The organism is Mycobacterium sp. B14F4, from assembly GCF_039871645.1.
GTDB lineage: Bacteria > Actinomycetota > Actinomycetes > Mycobacteriales > Mycobacteriaceae > Mycobacterium.
The window spans coordinates 314,212-336,727 of the sequence record NZ_JBDPMF010000004.1 but is presented as its reverse complement, the minus strand read 5'-3'; the positions used below and the strand labels follow the sequence as shown (position 1 = coordinate 336,727).

Annotated in this window: 24 protein-coding genes; 14 read left to right on the top strand and 10 right to left on the bottom strand. The window is 68.6% G+C overall.

The window, feature by feature from the left end; translation table 11 throughout:
• Positions 1-2: 2 nt before the first annotated feature.
• Positions 3-2,186 (bottom strand): adenylate/guanylate cyclase domain-containing protein, encoded by a 2,184-nt coding sequence (locus ABGB19_RS14050; RefSeq protein ID WP_347686562.1) that lies wholly within the window; start codon positions 2,184-2,186, stop codon positions 3-5.
• Between the two features lie 38 nt (positions 2,187-2,224).
• Between ABGB19_RS14050 and ABGB19_RS14045 the strand changes: the two genes are divergently transcribed.
• The gene (locus ABGB19_RS14045; protein WP_347686561.1) at positions 2,225-2,686 is read left to right on the top strand and encodes a DUF1810 domain-containing protein; all 462 of its coding nucleotides are present in this window, start codon (positions 2,225-2,227) and stop codon (positions 2,684-2,686) included.
• Here ABGB19_RS14045 and ABGB19_RS14040 read toward each other — a convergent pair.
• From ABGB19_RS14040 to ABGB19_RS14020, 5 genes are all read right to left on the bottom strand, one after another.
• Positions 2,670-3,944, bottom strand: coding sequence for an alpha-amylase family glycosyl hydrolase (locus ABGB19_RS14040; RefSeq protein ID WP_347686560.1), 1,275 nt, complete (start codon positions 3,942-3,944; stop codon positions 2,670-2,672). The genes ABGB19_RS14045 and ABGB19_RS14040 overlap by 17 nt on opposite strands.
• Positions 3,941-4,417, bottom strand: coding sequence for a nucleoside deaminase (locus ABGB19_RS14035; protein ID WP_347686559.1), 477 nt, complete (start codon positions 4,415-4,417; stop codon positions 3,941-3,943). Before ABGB19_RS14035 ends, ABGB19_RS14040 begins: the two co-directional genes overlap by 4 nt.
• Positions 4,418-4,493: 76 nt before the next feature.
• On the bottom strand, positions 4,494-6,170 hold the full coding sequence (locus ABGB19_RS14030) for a tetratricopeptide repeat protein (protein WP_347686558.1): 1,677 nt from the start codon (positions 6,168-6,170) through the stop codon (positions 4,494-4,496).
• Positions 6,112-7,167, bottom strand: a complete 1,056-nt coding sequence (locus tag ABGB19_RS14025; protein ID WP_347686557.1) for a hypothetical protein — start codon at positions 7,165-7,167, stop codon at positions 6,112-6,114. The genes ABGB19_RS14030 and ABGB19_RS14025 overlap by 59 nt, the downstream gene beginning before the upstream one ends.
• The gene (locus ABGB19_RS14020) at positions 7,160-7,741 is read right to left on the bottom strand and encodes a TetR family transcriptional regulator (protein WP_347686556.1); all 582 of its coding nucleotides are present in this window, start codon (positions 7,739-7,741) and stop codon (positions 7,160-7,162) included. The genes ABGB19_RS14025 and ABGB19_RS14020 overlap by 8 nt, the downstream gene beginning before the upstream one ends.
• A gap of 127 nt (positions 7,742-7,868) precedes the next feature.
• Here ABGB19_RS14020 and ABGB19_RS14015 point away from each other — a divergent pair, with 127 nt between their 5' ends.
• Together ABGB19_RS14015 and ABGB19_RS14010 are read left to right on the top strand one after the other, a co-directional pair.
• The gene (locus tag ABGB19_RS14015) at positions 7,869-8,522 is read left to right on the top strand and encodes a DUF5701 family protein (RefSeq protein ID WP_347686555.1); all 654 of its coding nucleotides are present in this window, start codon (positions 7,869-7,871) and stop codon (positions 8,520-8,522) included.
• Between the two features lie 37 nt (positions 8,523-8,559).
• Positions 8,560-9,186, top strand: coding sequence for a PaaI family thioesterase (locus ABGB19_RS14010; RefSeq protein ID WP_347686554.1), 627 nt, complete (start codon positions 8,560-8,562; stop codon positions 9,184-9,186).
• Here the strand turns inward: ABGB19_RS14010 and ABGB19_RS14005 are convergent.
• The gene (locus ABGB19_RS14005) at positions 9,158-11,146 is read right to left on the bottom strand and encodes an FUSC family protein (RefSeq protein WP_347686553.1); all 1,989 of its coding nucleotides are present in this window, start codon (positions 11,144-11,146) and stop codon (positions 9,158-9,160) included. The two genes, ABGB19_RS14010 and ABGB19_RS14005, sit on opposite strands and share 29 nt — an antisense overlap.
• Positions 11,147-11,200: 54 nt before the next feature.
• The gene (locus ABGB19_RS14000; protein WP_347686552.1) at positions 11,201-11,416 is read right to left on the bottom strand and encodes a CbtB-domain containing protein; all 216 of its coding nucleotides are present in this window, start codon (positions 11,414-11,416) and stop codon (positions 11,201-11,203) included.
• A gap of 406 nt (positions 11,417-11,822) precedes the next feature.
• Here ABGB19_RS14000 and ABGB19_RS13995 point away from each other — a divergent pair, with 406 nt between their 5' ends.
• From ABGB19_RS13995 to ABGB19_RS13970, 6 genes are all read left to right on the top strand, one after another.
• Entirely contained in the window at positions 11,823-12,659 is an 837-nt protein-coding gene (locus ABGB19_RS13995) for an SH3-like domain-containing protein (RefSeq protein ID WP_347686551.1), read from the top strand.
• Entirely contained in the window at positions 12,656-13,363 is a 708-nt protein-coding gene (gene scnC, locus ABGB19_RS13990) for a thiocyanate hydrolase subunit gamma (protein WP_347686550.1), read from the top strand. Before ABGB19_RS13995 ends, scnC begins: the two co-directional genes overlap by 4 nt.
• A gap of 71 nt (positions 13,364-13,434) precedes the next feature.
• Positions 13,435-13,716 carry a thiocyanate hydrolase gene (locus tag ABGB19_RS13985; RefSeq protein ID WP_347686739.1) on the top strand — a complete coding sequence of 94 codons (282 nt, stop codon included), beginning with the start codon at positions 13,435-13,437 and terminating at the stop codon, positions 13,714-13,716.
• A gap of 26 nt (positions 13,717-13,742) precedes the next feature.
• Positions 13,743-14,471: an EthD domain-containing protein gene (locus ABGB19_RS13980; RefSeq protein ID WP_347686549.1), complete on the top strand. Its 729-nt coding sequence runs from the start codon at positions 13,743-13,745 to the stop codon at positions 14,469-14,471.
• Positions 14,468-14,911 carry a PPOX class F420-dependent oxidoreductase gene (locus ABGB19_RS13975; protein ID WP_347686548.1) on the top strand — a complete coding sequence of 148 codons (444 nt, stop codon included), beginning with the start codon at positions 14,468-14,470 and terminating at the stop codon, positions 14,909-14,911. Before ABGB19_RS13980 ends, ABGB19_RS13975 begins: the two co-directional genes overlap by 4 nt.
• 16 nt (positions 14,912-14,927) lie before the next feature.
• Entirely contained in the window at positions 14,928-15,689 is a 762-nt protein-coding gene (locus tag ABGB19_RS13970) for an enoyl-CoA hydratase/isomerase family protein (protein ID WP_347686547.1), read from the top strand.
• Here ABGB19_RS13970 and ABGB19_RS13965 read toward each other — a convergent pair.
• Both ABGB19_RS13965 and ABGB19_RS13960 read right to left on the bottom strand, forming a co-directional pair.
• Complete coding sequence (locus ABGB19_RS13965; RefSeq protein ID WP_347686546.1) at positions 15,664-15,891, bottom strand: (2Fe-2S)-binding protein; 228 nt, start codon at positions 15,889-15,891, stop codon at positions 15,664-15,666. The two genes, ABGB19_RS13970 and ABGB19_RS13965, sit on opposite strands and share 26 nt — an antisense overlap.
• An 11-nt stretch (positions 15,892-15,902) precedes the next feature.
• Positions 15,903-16,532 (bottom strand): fatty-acid--CoA ligase, encoded by a 630-nt coding sequence (locus tag ABGB19_RS13960; RefSeq protein WP_347686545.1) that lies wholly within the window; start codon positions 16,530-16,532, stop codon positions 15,903-15,905.
• 242 nt (positions 16,533-16,774) lie between these two features.
• On the opposite strand from ABGB19_RS13960, the gene bfr reads away from it, so the two are divergent.
• The 5 genes from bfr (at position 16,775) to ABGB19_RS13935 (ending at position 22,516) form a co-directional block, all read left to right on the top strand.
• A complete protein-coding gene (bfr, locus tag ABGB19_RS13955; protein WP_347686738.1) occupies positions 16,775-17,260 on the top strand; it encodes a bacterioferritin in 486 nt (161 codons plus the stop codon).
• A gap of 184 nt (positions 17,261-17,444) precedes the next feature.
• Positions 17,445-19,508 carry an MDR family MFS transporter gene (locus tag ABGB19_RS13950; RefSeq protein ID WP_347686544.1) on the top strand — a complete coding sequence of 688 codons (2,064 nt, stop codon included), beginning with the start codon at positions 17,445-17,447 and terminating at the stop codon, positions 19,506-19,508.
• A 42-nt stretch (positions 19,509-19,550) separates the two neighbouring features.
• Entirely contained in the window at positions 19,551-20,033 is a 483-nt protein-coding gene (locus ABGB19_RS13945; protein ID WP_347686543.1) for a carboxymuconolactone decarboxylase family protein, read from the top strand.
• A gap of 21 nt (positions 20,034-20,054) precedes the next feature.
• Entirely contained in the window at positions 20,055-21,413 is a 1,359-nt protein-coding gene (locus ABGB19_RS13940) for a glutamine synthetase family protein (RefSeq protein WP_347686542.1), read from the top strand.
• On the top strand, positions 21,410-22,516 hold the full coding sequence (locus ABGB19_RS13935) for an amidohydrolase family protein (protein ID WP_347686541.1): 1,107 nt from the start codon (positions 21,410-21,412) through the stop codon (positions 22,514-22,516). Before ABGB19_RS13940 ends, ABGB19_RS13935 begins: the two co-directional genes overlap by 4 nt.

Below are 22,516 nucleotides of genomic sequence, written 5' to 3'. Positions count from 1 at the left end.
GCTCACGAGTCACGCTCCGCCAGGCGCCAGATCGGCTGCTCCTCGCCGTCAACGGTGATCGTGCCCGCCGAGGTGAACTGCCTGCTGTCGCGCATCACGTCGTAAACCTGTGAGGTGACGAACACGCCGGGTTGCGGCGACCCGCTCTGCACCTGATAGGCCAGGTTGACCGCGGCGCCCCACATGTCATAGGCCAGCGTGGCGCGGCCGACGAGACCACTGGTCACGGTGCCGGTGTCGATGCCGGCGCGAAGCGCCAGATCGTTGCCGGTCTCGGAGTTGAACCTGTCGATGATCCGCTGCATCTCGGCGGCGAAATCGACGGTGCGCCGGACGTTGTCGAGGCGCGGCACGCTCAGCCCGCAGCTCGCCAGGTACCCGTTGTGCAGTATCCGCACCGATTCGACGCCGAAACTCTCCGCCGCCGCATCGAACTGGCGCGTCAGCTTGTTGACGATCGCGAGCAGGTCCTCCGAGCTCATCTGATCGCTCAGATCGTCAACGCCGACGATGTCGGCGAAGATCACGGTGACGTTCTGGTGGTCCTGGGCGATCGTCTCCTCGCCCTCGCGGTAGCGCTGCACCACGGGCTCGGGCATCAGCGACAACAGCAGCCGGTCGTTCTCCTTTCGCTGCTCGGTGAGCAACTCCTCCTTGATGGCCAGATTGCGGCTCATCTCGTTGAAAGCGACTGTCAGATCGCCGAATTCGTCCTTGGACTGGACCGGCAGCGTGACGTGGTAGTCGCCCGCGCTGATCTGCTGGGCACCGGCCTCGAGCCTGCGGATCGGGCGCACGAAGAGTCGGGCGAGCAGCATCGCGGCGAGGCAGACGACGAAAATGATGAGCGCCGTGGACAACACGAGTGTGCGGGTGAACTTGAACACCGGATCGAACGCCTCTTCGGTGTCGATCTTGGCGATGATCGACCAGTGCAGCCCGTGCAGGTCGACGGGCGCGTAGGCCTGAAGTGTCCGGCGCCCGAGGTAGTCGTCTTCGATGATGGTGCCGGTCTGGCCGCGCTGCGCCAGCCGGGTCGCTTCGCTGGCCACGGGTTGCACCAGCGTCGTGCCGCCTTGGCGGATCGAGTCGTCCGCGACGTCCGGGGGCGTGCCTGCCTCGACGACGTCGCGCCTGAACTGCTCTGGGTTCTCGAGGAACAATCGCGAATCCGAGCGCATCAGCCCGTCCGGTCCGACGAGGATCGTCTCACCGGTCCTGCCCATACCGGCCGCTTCCCACTGCCGGTTGACAGTCATCAGATTGTTGATCTTCGAGATCGGGAACTGCAGTGCCAGAACACCTTGCACCCGGCCTCGGGGGCCGGCCGGGGCCAGCATCCACGCCGTCGGCTCGTCGGCCGGTTGGTACTCGCCGAAGTCGGTGACGCCCACGTAGTCGACGGCGTTGGAGGCCAGGACCCGTTGGAACGCCTCCTGCAGCCCGCCCTCGCGGTAGGGGCCGGTGAGGATGTTCGTGCCCAGGTCGACGCCCTTGTAGGCGCTGAACACGATGTTGCCGCGGGTGTCGAGCAACACCGCATCCTCGAACTGGAAGCGCTGCACGATCTCCCGGAAGTAGTCGTTGAACCGGGCGTTGGCCGCCGACCACGGGCTGCCGTCGCGCGCATCGTCGATGGCGATCGCCTTCTCGGGTGATTCACCGAACGGCGCGGTGTAGTACGCCTGCAGGTACTTGGCGGCATTGGACGTGGGCAGCAGGGCGTCGACGTCGATGTCGGTGCCGGTCTGCGTCTCCTTCGCCGCGCCGAACCGCTTGGTGTAGTAGTCCACGATCGACTGCCATTGCGGTGGGCTGATCGTCGCCGTGTCGAGTTGGTCGAACGCGGTGGTGAAGGCCTCGATCGCCTCCGTCGTCGTCGCCCCCCTGGTGTAGACGATCATCGAGTTCTCGAGGTCTCGGAACTGCGACTCGAGTTGGCGCGTCTGCGAACCGCGGATCTCGGTGAGCCGGTCGAACACCGATGCGCGCAGCGAGGTCCGCCCCGAGTGAAAACCGATGGCCCCGACGACGGCCGCGGACAGGATGCTGGTGATCAACAACATCACCAGCAACTTGGACTGGATGCTGATCCGTGACAGCACCCGGCGTCGCGGGTCGCGGCGTTTCGGCGCGGGCTCGTGCTCATGCTGGATCGACGCGTCCGGCGAGGTGGTTGTCGTCATTGAATCGCACACACTAGCCTGCGAAACTTGCTGATGAGATGGCTAGAGACAAATCGTTAGCGAACAGCGGCCCCGACCCGTTCGATCTGCAACGCTTCGTCGAAGCCCAGAACGGGGTCTATGCGACGGCACTGGCCGAGCTGCGCGCCGGCCGGAAGCGAAGTCACTGGATCTGGTTCGTCTTTCCCCAGCTGCGCGGGCTCGGCAGCAGCCCCACCGCCGCGCGCTTCGGCATCGGCTCGCTGGACGAGGCCCGGGCGTACCTCGCCCACGACGTGCTCGGGCCGCGGCTGCGGGAGTGCGCGCGACTGGTCGGCGGCATCGGAAGTTCGTCTGCCGAGGACGTGTTCGGCTGGCCGGACAACCTCAAGGTGCGCTCGTCGATGACGCTGTTCGCGCTCGCCACCGACGACAACGCCGAGTTTCGGGCCGTATTGGACAAGTTCTACGACGGCGAACGCGACCCGGTCACCGTCGAACGGGTCAGTGCGGCGCGATGATCAGCCAGCCGTGCGGGGCGACCTCGGTCGTCGTCACCACCTCCGGGCGCGGCGCGCCGGCGCCCGCGACGATCCGGCCCGCGGCAAAACCCAACTCCGGCATGGAGATCGTCAGCGGCACGTCGTCGATGTTGAGCGCGACCACCAGCGCGTCCGACCCCGCGTGCACCCGATAGATGTACTGGCGGTTGGCCAGTCGCAACGGTGACGTGCGTGCGGTGTGCAGCCAGGGGTGCCGCCTGCGCAGCCCGATGAGGTACTGGTGCAGTCGGAATACGTCCTCACCGGGCCCACCGTCCGTCGGCCGCGTGCCGAACTCCGGCCGCACGGCGTCATCCCCGCCGAACCGCTCCTCCTTGACGCCGCGATAGGCGTACTCATCGCCGGCGTACACGCTCGGCGTGCCACCGCAGGTGAACAGCAGCACCAACGCGTGCTCGAGGTGACGGATGTCGTCGAGCCTGCTGGCCACGCGGGTGACGTCGTGATTGCCGACGAACGTCATCGGCACGAACGTGTCGAGAAACTCGTTGTGGCGCAACAGCGCCCAGTCCAGCTCGTAGAAGTTGCCGTCGTTCAGCGCGCTCCATACCGCCTTCCACAACTCGTACTGCGTCACCGAGTCGAACCCGGAGGCGCGGACCCGCGCCGCGTAGTCGCCATGGATGATCTCCGCGACGAACCAGGCGTCCGGGAACTCCTCGCGCACCCTGGGCAGCACCCGGGCCCAGAACCGGTCGGCGACGGCGTAGGCGGCGTCCAGCCGCCAACCGTCGGCGCCACGGCGCAGCCAGTGTGCCATCACGTCGACCGTGTGATCGACGACCGCGCCGTGGTCATGATCCAGGGCGAGCAGGTCGCCGTGGCCCTCGAAGGTGTCGACGTTCCCGTCGCGCCGCCGAAGCCACTCCGGGTGGGCGAACTCCGCGCCCACGTGGTGGAACACCCCGTCGAGCAGGACGCGTAGCCCACGCCGGTGCGCCTCGTCGACCAGGACGTCGAAGTCGTCGTCGGTTCCGAGTCGCGGGTCGATGCGGTGGTGATCGGTGGTGTCGTAGCCGTGGCTGCGCGAGGCGAAGATCGGGCCCAGCGCGATGCCGGACGCGCCGAGATCGATCGCATGGTCAAGCCAGTCGACGACGCGGCGCAGGCGGTGCTCGTCGGCGGCGGGCGCCGGGTCGGCTGGATACGCGCCGACGAACCCGAGCGGGTAGAGGTGCCACCAGATCACGTGCTCGACCCAGCCGGGGTCGGTCACCGGAACTTCGCCTCGTACAACGCCTTCATGGTGTCCTCGAACGGTGCCGCCGGCCCGTCGACGACGAGGCCCGGCGCGACGGCGGCGATCGGCAGCGGCGCCACCGGGGGCGGCGGCACACCCCATTCGGTCAGCCACCGGGTCAGCTGGGCCGACGAGGCGGCGTAGACGATGCGACCCAGCCCGACCCACGCGTGTCCCGCCGCGCACATCGGGCAGTGCTCTCCGGAGGTGTAGACGGTGGCGGCGGCCCGCTTCTCGGGTGCCAAGGTGCCGACGGCCCACCGGGCGATCGCGAACTCGGGGTGGCGGGTGCGATCGCCGTCCTTGACCCGGTTGCGATCCTCGAAAAGCGTCCGGCCGTCGGCGTCGACGAGGACCGAACCGAACGGTTCGTCACCGTCGTCGAGTGCTTCGCGCGCGAGTTCCACGCAGCGGACGAGGTGGGTGAGGTCGTCCTCGCTGATGGCCACGGCCGAAGTCTACGTACGGGCGAGAGGACCCGGCCGGGCTGCGCGGCGCCGGTGTCGTGAGCACTCGTCGGCTCGGTCAGTGACAGGCGTCGGTCACCTCCAGCCGGCACGCACAGGACGCGGCGATCGGGACGTCGGCCCGCGCGCTCGCCAGCGCCAGCTGCTGACCGATGATCGCCGCCTCGTCGTCGCGGCCCAGCCGTCGCAGGCATTCGTGGTAGCCGTGCAGGCTCCACACGTTGTTGGGATGCTGGCAGGGCCGCGGCAGGGTCGGGTCCAGCCCGAGATCGGCGGCGTACACCGCGGCGGCCTCCTCGACGCGCCCCTGCTCGAGCAGCAGGGCTCCGTAGGCGTGGCGGGTCGGCTGCATCCAGCCCCAGGGTTCGTCGTAGGGCAGCGCGTCGTCAAGCTCGATCGCTTGTCGAAGATTAGCGAACGCTTTGTCGAACTCGCCTGCACGATAGGCAATCTCGCCGTCGAGCATCGCGCCGGCGATCGCGAGGATATCGATCACGGTGTTGTTGAACAGGTACCGGGAGTCCGGAATCCGGGCGTACGCCGCGGCGAAGGCGTCGCGGTCGGCGCGGGCCTGGGCCACGTTGCCCTTGGCGGCGTGCGCGACGCCGCGGCCGTAGTGAATGGTGGCCGCGGTGCTGCAGTACAGGTCGAGGTCCTCGGGCAACGGTTGTGCGATCAGTTCGTTCCAGCGTCCGAACCTGATCAGCACATGGGTCCGCAATGGCACGAACGCCTCCAGCCAGTCGGCCATCGGCGGTGACTCGATGGCCAGCAGTTCGTGGCTGAGCTGGCCCGCGAGCTCATCGGCCGCGGCGAGCGCGGCGCGGGAATTGCCCTCGAACATCGCCGAATACACGATGAAATGGAGATTGTGGGCGCGGTAGAGGGAGTAGAAGTTCAACGGCCCCTCACGGTCTACGAATCGCCAGTCCACATGCACCGCAACCTGATTGGCCACCACCGAATCGTGATAGTTACCGCACAGCACGTCGATGTGACTGGGCATGTGGCGCAGGTGTCCGGCGTCGGGCACCAGATCGCGTAACAGATCGGCGGCCGGCAGCGCCGCCTGCGGGGTCGCCGACATCTCCATCGTGTGCACATACAAATGCAGGATCCCGGGATGCTCGCGACCGGCGTCGGTGGCCAGCGCGTCGTCGAGGATGCGCTGTGCCTCGACCACCCGCGAGCCCTCGGCCGGTTCACCGGTCCTGGTGTCCCACAGCGCCCATGCCGTCAGGTTGACCAGCGCATCGGCGGCCAGCGCCTGGACGTCGAGGTCGTCGGGGAAGGCCTCGGCCAGCGCGGCCATGGCGTCGGCGTAGGCGACGCCACCTTCGTGCAGCGCCTCGCCGTCGTTGGGGTCGTCAGTGGGGAAGCGGCACAGCAGCGCCTCAATCAACCCGCGTTCGACCACCGAGGCGCGGCCGGTGGCCGCCAGGGTGAGCTCCATCCGGGCGCGCGCGAGCGACGCGGCCGCGTCGACGGGGTCGAACGCCTCCCACGCCTTGTTGTAGTTCGGACCGATCGCGTACGCCACGCCCCAGCGCGCGAAGGCCATGTCGGCGTCGAGCTCGAGCGCCCGGTCGAAGCAGCGGATGGCCTCTTCGTGGTTGAAGGCATAGGACCACACCATCCCGCGGTCGAACCACGTCTGGGCCTGCCGCGACGGCGTCTCAGTCGGCCGGTGATAGGAGCCCAGGTCGTAATAGTCGTCGACGGGCGAAACGCTCATGCACCGGACGGTAATCCACGCGCGCTGCCGTGGCGGCGATTGCGAGCAGACAGCCCGCCGCCCCCCAGAGCACAAGGGTGACCAACGGCGTCTGCGCGCCGTTGCCGCCGAAGTAGGCGACGCTGCGCAGCAGCGAGACCCCCGAGCCCTGCGGGACGATCGCGGTGAACGTCGAGTAGAAGCCGGAGAGCAGCGGACGGCCCACCGGGCCCGCGGCCGCGGCGTTGCCGATGATGACGAGGAACAGGGTCAGCGCCAGCGAAGCGGCGGTACCGAACGCCGCGGCGGCACCGGTGATCGCCCCGGCTACCGCCATCGCGTACAGCCACAGCGTCGCGAACACCTCCCAGGTGTGGCCGACGAGCGCGCCGAGGACGGCATCGACGTAGAGCGTCACGCCACCGGCCAGCACCGCCGAGTACCCGGCCAGGGTGAGTGTGCGCAACCCGAGCGTGGCGGGCCTGCGCACCGGGCCCATGAACCTGCCGAGCACGGCCGCACCCACCGACGCGCCGATGGAGATGAAGATGACCGCGTAGAACTCGACGGTGCCCGACGGATCGCCTGCCGACGGGGGCGCGACGTCCTCGACCGTCGCCGGCAAACCCACCTTCGCCGCGGCGGCCTCACCGACGCTCTCGGCGGCGGTGGCGACGCTGCGGCCACCGCCGCCCGCGACGTAGATCGTCATCGCACCGGACGGGTCGACGACGAACGCGGCGTCGGTCCTGCGCTCGTAGACCTGCTGGCGTGCGGCCGTGCCGTCGCCGACCTCGGTGATCCGCAGCGCATCGTGGCCCCGCAGGCCGTCGAGCACCGGCGGCGGGGCCGCGACGGCGACGTTCAGGTCGTGCAGTGTCGGCTTGGCGAACGCCCCGGAGTAGCTGGCGATCATCGCGACCACCACGAGGGCGAGGCCGAGCAGCGCGAGCACGGTCGCACGCAGTGCGCCCCGGTCGCGGACGGGCGGTCGTTCGGGGACGTGATGTCTACCCATGGGGTTGGCCTTTCGAGGGCGCGAGGAGCGCGTTGACGGTGTCGAGGGCGGCACGTACGCGGCCGCTCAGATCGCTGGAGTCCGGGTCTTCCATCCACGACCACAACACCTCGGTGAACCCGCCGACGAGGAACCGGGTGACGGCCTCGGGCGTCACCGGCGCGATCTCCGCAACCGTCGGCATGGCCGCGGCCGTCATCTCGTCGCACAGCGGCCCCAACTCGGCCCGGAACGCGGCCACGGCGCGCTGGGTGACGGCGCTCGGCACGATGTTGCGGTAGACCGACCGGTGCTCGGCGGCGAACTCGAACAGCTCTTGGATGCGGTCACGCGCATCGCCGTCGGCGGTGGAGGTCGCCGCGGCGAAGGCCGCGGTCACGGCGCCGGCCACGGCATCGTCGCGATCGGTGAAGTGCTGGTAGAAGACCTGCCTGCTGACCTCGGCGCGAGCCACGATGTCGCCGACCGTCAGCTGGTCGACGGGCCGTTCGTGGGCCAGCGCGAAGGCCGCCGCGCGCAGCCGGGCGCGCACCCGTTCGGCGCGGGGATCGGAACTGTGGGCGCGGGCGGCCATGAGCTCACCGTAGCCGGTTTCGTAGACAACTGGCCACGAACTCCGGGGTGTTCTCGTGCGTGGTCCGGTGCCGGTGTGACGCTCGCCTCGCCGGAACTCTCGTGCGGCGGTGCTTCGTTGTCGCGCCATGCCCTCCACCATCACGACGCTGCCCGCACTTGCTGACCAGGCCGAAACGCTGATCGGGCTCGGTGTGCACGACCTCGCGGGCATTCCGGTCGACCGGTTACGCGCCGTGTGCGGCGACGCGCCGATTGGACCCGCTCTGCTGGCCGTCCACCCCGGTCTCGTACCGGCGTCCGCACTGGCGCCGCTGGTCCGCCGCAACGACAAGCCCGGATTCGTGGTGGCCGACATGACCGATCTCGACGAGTTCGCGTCCATCCCATCGGCCGCCGTGCCGGACACGCCGCTGTATCTGGTGCGCGACCCGGACAGGGGAGACGCGATGGCCAACTGGAGCCCCGACGAGGCACTGCCCGCGATCGTCGACTCCGGGCGGACGGCGCTGACGGTGACCGAGGGCCTGCACTGGGTCCTCCAGCAGCCGGATGTCTTGCAGCGCAACCGGTGTTTCATGACGATCGGATCGCGGCGGCGCAGGCCGGACGGCTCGCTGGACGCCAGGACGCCCGCGCTGTGGATCAGCAACGGCAGCGGCCGCGACGGTCCGGCCCACCGCAACGCGCCGAAAGTGGGTTGGTGCTGGGCGGGTAACCGGCATACCTGGCTCGGCTTCGCGTCCGCGGCTCGCCGCGATGCGCTCACCGCGTCGGGCTGATTCGACACGACGCTCTGGAACGTGTTCTAGTGCTGCGGTGGTCGAATTCACCGACATCGGCGACATCTCGCCGGCGGAAATCGAGCGGATGCGCGCCGTTTACGGGCCGCTCGCCGAATCGGTGCGGGACCTGATCGACGCGACGATCCGCACGGAGGTCGACGCCGACACCGTGGCCGCGGTCAAGGCCCAGATCGACGCGGCGACGGCGCATCTGCGGTCCCGTCAGATCGACGGCCCGTTCGGCGTGCGGCTGACCACCAGCGGTGACCGCATGGCATGGGGCAATCCGGTCATCGGCATCCGCAACCCGATCGCCCCGCCCCTGACCATCCGGCACGACGCCGACGGCGGGGTGTTCACCGACTTCCACCTCGGCGCGGCGTACGAGGGCCCGCCCGGTCATGTGCACGGCGGCATCGCGGCACTGGTTCTCGACCATGTGCTGGGCGAGGTGGCGGCCAATGCCGCGACCCCCCGCTTCACCGGCACCATCACGATGCGTTATCTGCGCACCACGCGACTGGGGTCGCTGCACGCCGAAGCCAGGATCGCCCGGACCGACGGCGTCAAGGCCTACGCCGTCGGTCACCTCGCCGACGAGGACGGCGTGACCGTCGAGGCCGAAGGGGTGTTCATTCAGCCGAAGTGGGCTCGCGCATAGCGCCGATCCCCGACAGGCTGCGCGTGATCGACGCGATCTCCGCCACCAGCACGCGCGCGGCGCCGTTCTCGGCGGTGAGACCGCCCGCACGCTCGCGCACCTGCTGGTTGGCTGCGGTCAACGCCGCTATGTCCACCGTCCACGGTGTCGCGGGGGTGGGCGGCGCACCGCGCAGCGCGTCCACGTAGTCATCAACGGCCGCAATGAATTCCGGGGTCAGTGAGGCGGGCGGGTGGTTCGGCAGGCTGGCCTCCAGCGCGGTGCACGCGCTGGTGACGGCATTCAGCGCGGTCCGATACGACCGCAGCCACCGCCGTAGTTCCGCCGACTCCATGCGCGTGGCGCCCGAGGCGGCCTCGAAGCCCGAGCGGGCACGGAACGCGCGCTGCCACGCCGCCGCCAGGGCGTCGGCCGGATGGTCCAGCTCGTGCACGTAGGCCTTGACCACCGCTGCGGCGTAGTCGATTTCGGTTTTCAGCAGTTCACCGGCGCGCTGGTGCAGCCGGGTCAGCGCATGATCGGGTAGCGCGACGTGCGCGACCACCGCGAGACCCCCGCCGATGACGACGGAGAACAACCGGTCCTCCAACGTCGCAGCCGACGTCGCGGTCGCGACGTCGAGCACGAACACGGTGGCGGCGGCGAGTGCCGCACTCGCCGCGATGTACCCGATGCGAATCACCGCGTACGTCGCGAACAGGAACAGCGTCGCCAGCACGGCGGCGACCAGGCCGACCGGATGCAACAGCATGACGATCAGCGACGCGAGCACGATCCCGCCCGCGATACCCGCCAGACGTCCGACACAACGGGTGTAGGTGTGCGCGGTTTCCGGGCGCAGCACCAGCAGCACGGTCAGCGCGATCCAGTGACCGTGATTGACCGGCGCGAAGCGATCGGCGGCAACGCCGGCGGCGACCGCCGCCGACAACCGGACGGCATGCCGCAGAATCGGCGAGGCCGGCGTCAGATGGGCCCTGGCGGTGGTGACCGCCCTGCGCAGGGGATTGATCAGGTCCGGCCGGTACAGGTCGGGGAACCGCAACTCGGCGGCCTCGCGCAGCTGCTGCGTAAGCCGCTCGGCGGCAACCTGTTCCGGGCCGGTCAGCATCGACACGGCCGCATCCAGCCGGACCAGACCGTGCTCGGCGTTGCGTCGCGCCGTGTGGGTGTGATCGGCGATGGCGTCGAGCACCTCCGCCGCCGCCGACAGCATCCTCGGCATACCGTCGCCATCACCGTCGGAGGCACTCGCCGCCGTCCGCAACGTCGCCATGATCCGTTCGGGCAGCCGGTGCCCACCGTGGTACGCCTCGGGCCGCCGGCTCGCCTGAGTGTCGACGAACGCATCGCGCAGCGCCGGCGTCAGCGTCGCGGCCACCGACGCGCGTCGGTCGTCCGCCGTGCGTCGCGCCGTCTCGGCCAACGAGCGGTAGGCCTCGGACAGCGCGTCGCGCTGGGTGCGCCACCGCCGGGGCGGCCGCACGGCGATCAACGCCGCCTGCACACCACCGGCGACCAACGTGAGGATCGTCGGCACCAGCACCGACGTCGCCGACGGCGCCAGCGGAGGCGCGACGACCAGCAGTGCGCTGGCAGCAGCCCCGACGAGACCGGCGTTGCTGCCCATCGACCACTGCAGTCCCGCGGCGAAGCACCAGACGGCCACCACGATGACGAAAACCACGTTGTGCGAGGCGGTTAACGCGCCGAGGAAGACCGCGGCGGCCATCTCCACCGACACGACGATCACCAGCGATATCCGGCCGCCCGGGCTGTCCTGCAGAGCGATGGCGCCTGCGATCGCCGCGGCGCCCATCACCCACACCGCGGTGGCACCCGAATCCCACAGCAGCGCGATGGCCGCCATCGCGAGCGCCGCGAGCAGGCTCCTGGCCACGGCGCCGGCGTCCGGCATGGTGGGCCGGAGGGCATCGATGACCCGGCTGCCGGTGCTCACCGTCCTATTCTGCCGCCTCCGAGGCCGGAACGGGCACGGCTCACCGGAGCCGGCTCAGTGGCAGGGGTAGCCCAGCAGATGGCGCGCGTCGTGCATGAACTCGTGAATGTGGCCGTCGGCGCCGAACACCGAAGTGGCGCCCTGGTCCAGGCCGACGACGTACAGAGCCGACAACGCCAGAAACGCCGTGACGCTCAACCACACCGCGGCTCGGATACCCGAAAGGTCCAGCGCGCGGCTCCGGCTTGCCGATACCTGGGGTGCGTCCATCGCCGAGTCCTTCTGTTGTCGGTTCCGCTGTCCGCGACGAACCTTAACCGGGCGACGCGGGCGCATGTCACGGTTTCCCACAACTGTCGCGGCCAGCGCCCAAACTGAAGCATACGTCAATTCGGCTGCGGCACAGCGCATGATCGGCTCTGCGGGTCACGACCACGGCGCGGCGGGCGACGGGTTGCCGGATTCGCCTGCAACCGCGGTGGTCCGGCGATACAGTCAGATGACCGGGTCGGGTGGCGTATGCGGAGGTGTCGATGGCCGACATCGCTGTCGCGCTCGAGCATGTTGCTGAAAGTCGCCTGCCGCTCCGGAATCTCAGCTATTCGCATCACGACGTTAGCCGACCGATTTTGCGCACGCCCATCGCACCACGGCGGCGCAACCGAAGGGAGTCTGCATGAGCACGGCGGCAGAGCGGGCAGCGCAACTCGATCTGGTGGCCCGGCTGAAGTCGGCCTACCCCGAGCTACCGGACGCCCCGACGCCCGATCTTCTCGATCACCACCGCATCACCGCGTACCTCAAGCCGGTGCACGACGTGGGTGGCGAGCCGGATGCGCCGATGAAGTACGAGAACAAGCAGTACGAACTGTGGGAGCACATGACCTACGTCATCTGCGAGGTGCTGGCATGGCGCGGCATCTGGCTCTCCGAGGAACGCCGTCGCATCGGCAACGTCGACGTGGGCCGGGCCGAGTACCTCGGGCTGCCGTACTACGGCCGCTGGCTGCTCGCCGTCGCGCGCGTGCTCGTCGAAAAGCACCACATCGGCCTCACCGAGCTGAGCGAGCGGATGGCCGAGGTCAAGGCGCGCTACGCGGGCGGGCTGGCCGGAAAGACGCTGGAGGCCAAGCCGAAGTCCGAGGGCGACGGTGCCGGGGTCAAGCGCAACAGTCACCACAAGCACGCGGTCGGCAAGGGTGACCCGCAGGTGTACGCCGGACAGGCCGGCGAGCCGAAGTTCGCGGTCGGTGATGCCGTCGTGGTGCGCGAACTCCCGGTCATCTTCTACACCCGCACGCCCGAATACGTGCGCGGCGCCACGGGCGAGATCGCCAGCGTGGCCTACGAGAGCCCGGCCGCCGAGGACGAGACCTGGGACCGCCCGGCCAAGCCGGAGTGGTTCTACGTCGTGCGCTTCAACATGTCCGAGCTGTGGCACGGCTACACCGGCACCGCCGAAGACATCATCGCGACCGAGATTCCCGAACACTGGCTGGAGGCTGCTTCATGACGGACCACGGGCACGATCACGACCATCAGCGCACGGTGGCGCCCATGGTCGACGAGATCACCGACTTCGAGGTGCTCGAGATCGCGCTTCGCGAACTGTGCATCGAGAAGGGCATCTTCACCGCCGAGGAGCACCGGCGCTTCACCGAGTTCGCCGAACAGATCGGCCCGACGCCCGCGGCCCGCCTGGTGGCCAAGGCCTGGCTCGATCCGGAGTTCAAGCAACTCGCGCTGCGCGAACCGATGACGGCGAGCAAGGAGGTCGGCGTCGACTGGATGGAGCCCACCGGCTTCGGCACCCCGAGCGACTTCACCGCGTTCGAGATCCTCGCCGACACCCCGACCGTGCACAACGTCATCGTCTGCGCCCTGTGCTCGTGCTACCCGCGTCCGATCCTCGGCAACTCACCGGAGTGGTACCGCACGCCGAACTACCGCAGGCGCCTGGTCCGTTGGCCGCGTCAGGTGCTGGCGGAGTTCGGGTTGTATCTGCCCGACGAGATCACGGTGCGTGTCCAGGACTCGAATCAGAAGCACCGGTTCATGGTGATGCCCATGCAACCGGAGGGGACCGAGGGCTGGACCGAGGACCAGTTGGCCGAGATCGTCACGCGCGACTGCCTCATCGGCGTCGCGCTGCCCAAGGCGGGTGTCACCACCAACGTCATCACCGATACCCGCCCGGCCACCCACCCCGCTCCGTGACCGTGAGCAGCGAAGCCCAGGTCCCGGAACCGCTCGCCGAGATCGTCGGACGCAATCAGGTCTGGCCGCGGATGGCCGCCAAGTACGGCGTCGAAAACCCCGTGCCGCCGTGGAAGACGAGCCTCGACGGCATGTGCGACGCGCTGGACCGCGCGGCCTGCGACGAGAACGTGCCGGGCTTCAAGGAGCGCCGCGACGAGGAGGACGCGCTGTCGGCGACGGTGTACTCGGACCTGCCCTATCCGGAGAACCAGTTGGTGTCGCTGGCGCACTCGCTGATGGCGCGCGGTGTGATCGACGAAGCCGAACTCCGGCAGCGACTGGCCAGGGTGCGCGAAAGGCTCGAGGGCTGAGCGCGGCGACGCGTTAAGTTCGCGGCATGGAGAAAGTGATCGTCACGCTGCGGCGGGCCGACGTCGACGAGGCGTGGTGCGAGGGGATGCGCGGTGCCGTCGCGGCCGACCTGCTCGCCATGGAGGTGCCGGGACTCGCCGTCAACGTGCGCGACGCCGTGGTCCGCGACTCGCTGATGACGTTGACCACGCTGGACCCTCCGGTGGTCGGCGTCATCAGCGTGTGGACACAGCAGTGCTACGGCGAGCAGATGGGCGCGGTGATCGAGCGGTTGCGCCGGGAAGCCGACGACGTCGCGGCCTATCTGGTCACCGAGTCGGTGCCGCTCGCGCCGCCGGAGACCACGCCGGGCGGGCGGAGCGCCGGGCTGGCCAACATCGCGCTGCTGCGCAGGCCGGCGGACATGGACCGCGAAACGTGGTTCACGCGGTGGCACATCGACCACACGCCGGTGGCCATCGCGACGCAGTCGACGTTCGGCTACGTCCAGAACGCCGTGGTGCGCGCGCTGACACCACGGGCGCCCGGCATCGACGCGATCGTCGAGGAGCTGTTCCCCGAGGCGGCGATCTCGGATCTGCACGCGTTCTTCGGCGCAGCCGACGACGACGACCTTCGCGACAGGATGGAGCGCATGGTCGCCAGCACGGCCGCCTTCGGCGCCAACCGTGACGTCGACACCGTGCCGACGAGCCGCTACGTGTACCGAAACCCGTTCGCCGCCAACCGATTAGCGATGGAGCAGGCACTATGACCACCCTGGACGACGCGGTTGCGCTGAGCGCGGGGGAGAGCGGGCTGGCGGTGGTGTCGACGCTGCGCGCCGACGGCAGCATCCAGTCGTCGCTGGTGAACGTTGGCAAGCTGGCACATCCGGCCAGTGGTGAACCGGTGCTGGCCTTCGTGACCTACGGCAAGGTCAAGCTCGCGAACCTGCGCGCCCGCCCGCAGGTGACGACGACGTTCCGCCAGGGGTGGCAGTGGGCGACCGTCGAGGGCACCGCGGAGCTGGCGGGCCCGGACGATCCCGCGCCCTGGCTCGATGCTCCGGATCGGTTGCGGCGCCTGCTGCGCGAGGTCTTCACCGCCGCGGGCGGCAGCCACGACGACTGGGCGGAGTACGACCGCGTGATGGCCGAGCAGCGTCGCACCGTCGTGCTCATCGCACCCACCCGGGTGTACAGCAACGGGTAACGCTTACGCTGCTGGCGTGGTGCTCAAGATCAGCGACGACAAGCGCATTCGCACGCTCACGCTCAGTCGGCCCGACGTCCTCAACGCGTTCAACGAGGAGCTCTACCTCGCCACCGCCACCGCACTGACGGAGGCCGGTGCCGATCCCGACGTCGCGGTCGTGCTGCTCACCGGTGAGGGCCGGGCGTTCAGCGCAGGCAACGACCTCAACGAGATGCATCGGCGCATCACCGATCCCGAGTTCAACCAGCAGGGCAGTCACTTCACGACGATGATCGACGCGCTCGCCGACTTCCCCAAGCCGCTGATCTGCGCGGTCAACGGGGTGGGAGTGGGGATCGGCGCCACCATCCTGGGCTACGCCGACCTGGTGTTCATGTCGACCGCGGCGCGGCTGAAGACGCCGTTCACCAGCCTCGGTGTCGCGCCCGAGGCCGCCTCATCGTACCTGCTGCCACGACTGATGGGCCGACAGAACGCGGCGTGGCTGTTGATGTCGTCGGAATGGGTCGACGCCGCCGAGGCGCAGCGCATGGGCTTGGCGTGGAAGGTCTGCGAGCCCGACGATCTGCTGGGCGAGGCGCGTCGCCACGCCGAAATCCTGGCCACCAAGCCCATTCCGAGCCTGATGGCGGTCAAGCAGACGATCGTCGCACCGACCCGCGCTCAGATCGACGACGCCACCGCAAGGGAGAACGGACATTTCGCGGTGCTGATGGGCGCCGCCGCCAACGCGAGCGCCCTGGCCGATTTCACCGGCAACCGCGGCGAGCGGTAACCCTCTGGGCGGCCACCGCGTCGGGGGCCGACCCGTTCTCCGCGAAATGCGCCTCGATGATCGAGCGCAGGGTGCGCCGGCACCGCCCGCAGTCGCCGCCGGCGCCGCAGGCCTCGGCGATCTGCTTCGAGGTCCGGGCACCGTTGGCCACGCACTCGTGGACCACGTGGCTCGTGACTCCCATACACAGACAGACAAACACCGGCGCCTCCGTCAGCCCTCGTCGATGCTCATCAAATGGGCGAATCGCCCGATGAAGTGGGTGGGGTAGGCGCCGAGGCCCGCGGTGGGCATCCACTCCGCGGCGGCGTCCGGATGGTCGATCCACTGCCGTGCGGCGTCCTCGTCCTCGATTTCCTGCAGGATCATCACTTCCTGCCCGTCGTCGAGTGCGCGGTAGACCCAGATCTTGCGCACACCGCCGCGCTTGAACCGCTCGATACCGTCGTGGATCTTGACCATCAGCGCCGTCACGTCGGCGACCGACGACATGACGCCGATCACGACCCGCCCGACGTGATCGGCGGGCGACGGGCCGTACAGGTCGATCTTCTCGACGACCTCGCCGCCGAAGATCGGCGGGATGTCGTCGGCGCCGGAAATGTCGAACCATTCGAAGATCGCCGGGGACCGCAAAACATCGCGAATGGATCGGGGATTCCGAATTCCGATCGTCACCAGCACCCGGTTACTCTCCCAAATGGAGGTGTAGAGCACGACGTGATGCGCACCGATGTTTTTCAATTGATCATGATGTTTCTTCAGCCATCGCCACATACGTTCGACGTCGTCGACGCGAAAATCACAGGCGAGAATGAGCGAGTGCAAATCGTACTCACTCATCGGTGGTTCCTCATCTGTCCGGGGCCGCCCGCCAAGGGTTAGCAAAGTCTATCCTTACTTAGCCTAGGCAGTCCAGAGCGGGTGACCGATCGGCCCCGTGCCGCGACCCGGCGAGCGCTTACCCGGTCGAAACACGCTCCGCGCAAGCACAAAGGCGCGCTGTCGACCGTCTTCTCGACTAGATTGGACGGCGCACGACCGACAGCGAGACTTGACCAGCCCCCAGGTGCCCAGGAGTGACCATGCAAGGCGATGCGGACGTTCTAAAATTGCTCAACGAGCAATTGACAAGCGAGCTCACGGCCATTAATCAGTATTTCCTGCATTCGAAGATGCAGGCGAATTGGGGGTTCACCGAACTCGCGGAGTACACGCGTAAAGAATCCTTCGAGGAAATGAATCATGCGGAGGACATCACCAACCGCATCCTCATTCTCGACGGGTTGCCGAACTATCAGCGGCTGTTCTCCCTGCGAATCGGCCAGACGCTGCGCGAGCAATTCGAGGCCGACCTGGCGATCGAGTACGAGGTGCTCGAGCGCCTGCGGCCCGGCGTGATCATGTGCCGTGAGAAGGGCGACGCGACCTCGGCCAATCTGCTCGAGAAGATCCTCGCGAACGAGGAGGAGCACGTCGACTACCTCGAGACGCAGTTGCAGTTGATGGACAAGCTCGGCGATGCGCTCTACGCCGCCCAGTGCGTCTCCCGCCCCCCGACCGCGTTGTAGCCTTCCCAACCCCTGCGGCTCCGCGAGCGTGTGTGTCCGTTCATGACACGCCGCCTTTCACCGGCGTCTTGCGCGCCATCGCGGGGTTCGCGTGGGCGCCCGGGGTCAACTCCTCTCCCGACGCGTAACTTTCCTAGCCTGACTAACGATATGACTGGGCAGAGTTCCGTCCTGGAAGGGAGACATGACGAGTCGGGCCACGACGGCAGAGGCCGATCGCGAGTCGGCGAACGCACTGATCAGTCCCCAGCGCCGCAACATCATCTTCGTCGCGGTGCTGCTCGGCATGCTGCTGGCCGCACTGGACCAGACCATCGTCGCCACGGCCTTGCCGACGGTGGTCGCCGACCTCGGCGGGGCCGGACACCAGTCGTGGGTCGTCACCAGCTATCTGCTGGCCTCGACGATCGCCACGGCGATCGTCGGCAAGCTGGGTGATCTATTCGGCCGCAAGGCCGTCTTCGAAGTGTCGATCCTGTTCTTCCTCGCCGGCTCGGTGCTGTGCGGGATGGCCGGTTCGATGACGATGTTGGTCGCCTCGAGGGCGCTGCAGGGCATCGGCGGCGGCGCGATCATGGTGACCGCGATGGCCGTCATCGGCGAGGTCATCCCGCTGCGCGAACGCGGCCGCTACCAGGGCGCCCTGGGTGCGGTGTTCGGCGTGACCACCGTGATCGGACCGCTGCTGGGCGGCTTCTTCACCGACCACCTCACGTGGCGGTGGGCCTTCTGGATCAACGTGCCGGTCGCGATCGTCGTGCTCGCGGTCGGCGCCGTCGCGATCCCGTCGCTGCAGAAGGCCGGCCGGCCGGTGATCGACTACGCCGGCATTCTCTTCGTCGGCCTCGGCGCATCCGGGCTGACGTTGGCGACCAGTTGGGGCGGCAGCACCTACCCGTGGTCGTCCGGCGTGATCATCGGCCTGTTCGCGGCCTCGGCGCTGGCGCTGGCCATCTTCGTCTGGGTCGAAGCCCGGGCCCGCGAACCGGTCCTGCCGATCCGGCTGTTCGCCAGCCCGGTGTTCACCGTCTGCTGCATCCTCGGGTTCATCGTCGGCTTCGCGATGCTCGGAGCACTGACGTTCCTGCCGACGTTCATGCAGTTCGTCAACGGCGTCTCGGCGACTGAGTCGGGCCTGCGCACCCTGCCGATGGTCGCGGGCATGCTGATCACCTCGATCGGCAGCGGCAACATCGTCGGCAAGACCGGCCGCTACAAGGTCTTTCCCGTCGCGGGCACCGCGACCATGGCCGCGGCGTTCTGGCTGCTGTCCGGGATGGACGCCGCCACCCCGGTCTGGCAGCAGTCGCTGTACCTCTTCGTGCTCGGTGCCGGCATCGGGCTGTGCATGCAGGTGCTGATCCTCGTCGTGCAGAACACCTCGAACTTCGCCGACCTGGGCGTCGCGACATCGGGCGTGACGTTCTTCCGCACTATCGGAAGTTCCTTCGGTGCAGCCATCTTCGGCTCGCTGTTCGCGAACTTCCTCGTCGGTCGGATCGGCCCGGCGCTGGCCGCCGGCGGTGCCCCGCCTCGTGCCGCGGAATCACCGCAGGCACTGCACGAACTCTCCCCGGCGATGGCCGCACCGATCATCGAGGCCTACGCCGACTCGCTCGGCAGGGTGTTCCTGTGTGCCGTGCCGGTCGCGGTCGTCGGTTTCGTCGTCTCGCTGTTCCTCAAGGAGGTCAAGCTTCGCGAGGTGGAGACCGTCTCGGCGACCGACCTCGGCGAGGGCTTCGGGATGCCGAGCACCGAATCACCGGAGAAAATTCTCGAGCTGGCCGTCGGCCGGCTGTTCCGCGACTCGCCCGACATCCGGCTGCGCGCCCTCGCCGCGCAGCCCGGATGCCAACTCAACGTCTGCCAGATGTGGGCGCTGCTGCAGATCTACCGGCAGAACCAGGTTTTCGGCTCGGCGACGATCACCGATATCGCCGAACGGCTGCGTGTTCCGTACGAGGTGATCGAGCCGGCATTCGACGACCTCGTCGAGCAGGGGTTGGCGCTGCGCACCGGCGGGCTGCTGTGGCTGACGCAGGACGGCAAGAGGCAGGTCGACGCCATCTCGACGGCGATCGTCGGCCGCATCGTCGAGAAGCTGGACACGTCGCCGACCTTCGAAGGACGGCCGGACCGGCTGCAGGTCGAGGCGGCGCTCGAGCGGATCGCGCATCGCATGCTGGTCCAGCGCGACTGGACCGACGACCGTGCGCAGCTCGCGACTGTACGGGCGGGCACAAATTAGAACGTGTTCCAATCCATCGGCGGCGGGCGTACGATGCCGAACATGAGCCGCATTGGGGACTTCGCCGACGACGACGCCGCCGCCTGGGTGGTCAAGTCGCCCGACATCGGCGTTGCGATGGCCGGTTTCACCAGTGCGGTCTACACCAAGAACCGGCTGCCCATGCGGGTGCGCGAACTTGCCCGAATGGTCATCGCGCTGGACAACGAATGCGTGGTGTGCCAGAACACCCGCGACTCCGACGGCCTGGCCGCCGGTGTCGACGAGGATCTCTACGACCACGCCGCCGAGTGGCGGACCTGGCCGGGCTACAGCGCCCAGGAGCGCATCGCCGCGGAGTTCGCCGAACGGTTCGCCGGCGACCACACCGGCCTGCGCGACGACGAGGACTTCTGGGAGCGCTGCCGCGAACAGTTCAACGACGAGCTGCTCACCGACCTCGCGCTGTCCTGCGCGATGTGGCTGGGCATGGGCCGCATGCTGCGCACGCTCGACATCGGCCAAAGCTGCAAGATCACGCTGTGAGCCGCGGCGCGACCGCGCACAATGGCCGCTATGGCCAAACCGCTTGCCGCCGCCGCGATCGCCCAACTCGAGGCTGACGGCGTCGCGACGCTCATCGGCACGGTCGTCAACCCGGCCGGGCTGACGCACGCCAAGACCGTGCCGCTACGGCGCATGGGCGCCTTCGCCGATCCGGGACTCGGCGCCAGCCCGGTGTGGCACGCGTTCGCGATCGACCAGACGGGCATCGTGTTCGGCGACGCGATCACCCCCGTCGGTGATCAACGGGTCCGCATCGACCTGGGCGCGCTGCGGATCCTCGGGGACGGATTGGCCTGGGCGCCGGGGGGTTTCTTCAACCAGGACGGCTCGCCGGACCCGTACTGCAGCCGAGGGGCGCTGAGCCGGGTGCAGAGCCGGCTGTCGGATGCGGGGCTGAGCGCAGTCGTCGGTCACGAGATGGAATTCCTCCTCGTGGGTCCCGACGGCAGCCGCCTGCCGTCTCACCTGTGGGCTCAGTACGGGCTGGCGGGTGTGCTGGAGTTCGAAGGTTTCGTCCGCGACGTCACCGACGCGGCCACGGGATCGGGCGTCGCGATCGAACAGTTCCATCCCGAGTACGGGGCGAATCAGTTCGAGATCTCGCTGACCCCGTTGCCCCCCGTCGCGGCGGCCGATGCACTGGTGCTGATGCGGATCATCGTGGGGCGGGTGGCCCGGCAGTACGGAATGCGGGTGAGCCTGTCGCCGGTGCCGTTCGCCGGTAGCGTGGGATCTGGTGCACACCAACATTTCTCGATGAAGCGCGAGGATTCGCCGCTGTTCTCCGACGGCACCGGTGTCAACGGCATGACGCCGGAGGGCGAGTCGGCGGTCGCGGGGTTGATCGCCGGCCTGCCCGAGGCGCAGGGCGTGCTGGCCGGTTCGGTGCTGTCGGGCCAGCGGATTCAGCCGGGGCAGTGGGCAGGCGCGTACGACTGCTGGGGCACCGAGAACCGGGAAGCCGCAATGCGTTTCCTGGTCGGCGGGCCCAGCAACCCGTACGGCGCGAACATCGAGGTGAAAGTGATCGACCCGTCGGCGAACCCGTACTTCGCGACCGCCGCGATCCTGGGACTCGCGCTCGACGGGATCGAGCGGAAGTTACCGCTGCCGCCCGAGACGACCGTCGACCCGGCGACGCTGACCCAGGCGCAGCGGGACCAGGCGGGCATCGTCCTGCTGCGCGACAAGCAGTCCGACGCCCTGGACGTGCTGGACGGCTCGTCGCTGATGCGAGGGATTCTCGGCGACGAGGCCGTCGACGCCGTGGTCGCCGTGCGCCGCTATGAACACGACAACTTCGGGGCGCTGAGCCCCGAGGAGGTCGCCGACAAGTTCCGGCTGGCCTGGAGCGTATGACGCCGTTCGCCGAGCACGTCGAGCAGGTGGCGCTGGTCGACCACCACGTGCACGGTTGCTGGCTACGGGCGCCCGACCGGTCGACGTTCGAGAACGGCCTCAACGAGGCGAACACCGAACCGCTCGCGGACTTCGACTCGTCGTTCGACACGCAGTTGGGCTTTGCGGTGCGGGCACACTGCGCGCCTCTGCTCGGCCTGCCCGCGCACGCCGACGGCGACGCCTACTGGGACCGCCGACGCGGCTACGACGAGGCCGAGCTGGCCCGGCTGTTCCTGTCCACGGCGACGGTCTCGAACTGGTTGGTCGACACCGGATTCGCGGCCGGTGTGGCCGATCTGGGGGAGATGGCCTGCCTGGGTGTCGGCGCCGTGCACGAGATCGTCCGCCTGGAGACGGTGGCCGAGGACGCCATCCAGAGCCCGGGCGACTATGCGGATGCGTTCGAGACCATCCTGGCGGAGCGGACGGCCGGAGCGGTGGCGACCAAATCGATCCTGGCCTACCGCGGCGGCTTCGCCGGTGACCTGTCCGAGCCGACCCCGACCGAGGTGGCCGAGGCGGCGGCCCGCTGGCGCGACGCCGGAGGACGGCACCTGACCGACCGGGTGCTGTTGCGGTTCGGGCTGTATCAGGCACTGCGGCAGGGCAAGCCGCTGCAGTTCCACGTCGGCTTCGGCGACCGCGACTGCGATCTGCATGCCGCCAACCCGCTGTACCTGCTCGAGTTCCTGCGCCGCAGCGGCGACACCCCGGTCATGCTGTTGCACTGCTACCCGTACGAGCGCGAAGCCGGTTACCTGGCACAAGCTTTCAACAACGTCTACCTCGACGGCGGGCTGGCGGTCAACTACCTCGGGGCCCGCGCGCCGGCGTTCATCGGCCGCCTGCTGGAGATGGCGCCGTTCCGCAAGATCGTCTACTCCTCGGACGGGTTCGGCCCGGCCGAGCTGCACTTCCTAGGAGCGCGCCTGTGGCGCAACGGGATTCGCGACACGCTCCAGCGGTTCGTCGATGCGGGCGAATGGTCGCAGCGCGACGCCGTGCGCGTCGTCGACCTGATCGCGTTCGGCAACGCCGAGCGGGTCTACCGACTCGGCTGA

Excerpts from the sequence above, each read along its gene's own strand:
- ABGB19_RS14050 (WP_347686562.1), bottom strand. The coding sequence starts at position 2,186 with ATGACGACAACCACCTCGCCGGACGCGTCGATCCAGCATGAGCACGAG.
- ABGB19_RS14045 (WP_347686561.1), top strand. The coding sequence starts at position 2,225 with ATGGCTAGAGACAAATCGTTAGCGAACAGCGGCCCCGACCCGTTCGAT.
- ABGB19_RS14030 (WP_347686558.1), bottom strand. The coding sequence starts at position 6,170 with ATGAGCGTTTCGCCCGTCGACGACTATTACGACCTGGGCTCCTATCAC.
- ABGB19_RS14025 (WP_347686557.1), bottom strand. The coding sequence starts at position 7,167 with ATGGGTAGACATCACGTCCCCGAACGACCGCCCGTCCGCGACCGGGGC.
- ABGB19_RS14020 (WP_347686556.1), bottom strand. The coding sequence starts at position 7,741 with ATGGCCGCCCGCGCCCACAGTTCCGATCCCCGCGCCGAACGGGTGCGC.
- ABGB19_RS14015 (WP_347686555.1), top strand. The coding sequence starts at position 7,869 with ATGCCCTCCACCATCACGACGCTGCCCGCACTTGCTGACCAGGCCGAA.
- ABGB19_RS14000 (WP_347686552.1), bottom strand. The coding sequence starts at position 11,416 with ATGGACGCACCCCAGGTATCGGCAAGCCGGAGCCGCGCGCTGGACCTT.
- ABGB19_RS13995 (WP_347686551.1), top strand. The coding sequence starts at position 11,823 with ATGAGCACGGCGGCAGAGCGGGCAGCGCAACTCGATCTGGTGGCCCGG.
- scnC (WP_347686550.1), top strand. The coding sequence starts at position 12,656 with ATGACGGACCACGGGCACGATCACGACCATCAGCGCACGGTGGCGCCC.
- ABGB19_RS13985 (WP_347686739.1), top strand. The coding sequence starts at position 13,435 with ATGGCCGCCAAGTACGGCGTCGAAAACCCCGTGCCGCCGTGGAAGACG.
- ABGB19_RS13980 (WP_347686549.1), top strand. The coding sequence starts at position 13,743 with ATGGAGAAAGTGATCGTCACGCTGCGGCGGGCCGACGTCGACGAGGCG.
- ABGB19_RS13975 (WP_347686548.1), top strand. The coding sequence starts at position 14,468 with ATGACCACCCTGGACGACGCGGTTGCGCTGAGCGCGGGGGAGAGCGGG.
- ABGB19_RS13960 (WP_347686545.1), bottom strand. The coding sequence starts at position 16,532 with ATGAGTGAGTACGATTTGCACTCGCTCATTCTCGCCTGTGATTTTCGC.
- bfr (WP_347686738.1), top strand. The coding sequence starts at position 16,775 with ATGCAAGGCGATGCGGACGTTCTAAAATTGCTCAACGAGCAATTGACA.
- ABGB19_RS13950 (WP_347686544.1), top strand. The coding sequence starts at position 17,445 with ATGACGAGTCGGGCCACGACGGCAGAGGCCGATCGCGAGTCGGCGAAC.
- ABGB19_RS13945 (WP_347686543.1), top strand. The coding sequence starts at position 19,551 with ATGAGCCGCATTGGGGACTTCGCCGACGACGACGCCGCCGCCTGGGTG.
- ABGB19_RS13940 (WP_347686542.1), top strand. The coding sequence starts at position 20,055 with ATGGCCGCTATGGCCAAACCGCTTGCCGCCGCCGCGATCGCCCAACTC.
- ABGB19_RS13935 (WP_347686541.1), top strand. The coding sequence starts at position 21,410 with ATGACGCCGTTCGCCGAGCACGTCGAGCAGGTGGCGCTGGTCGACCAC.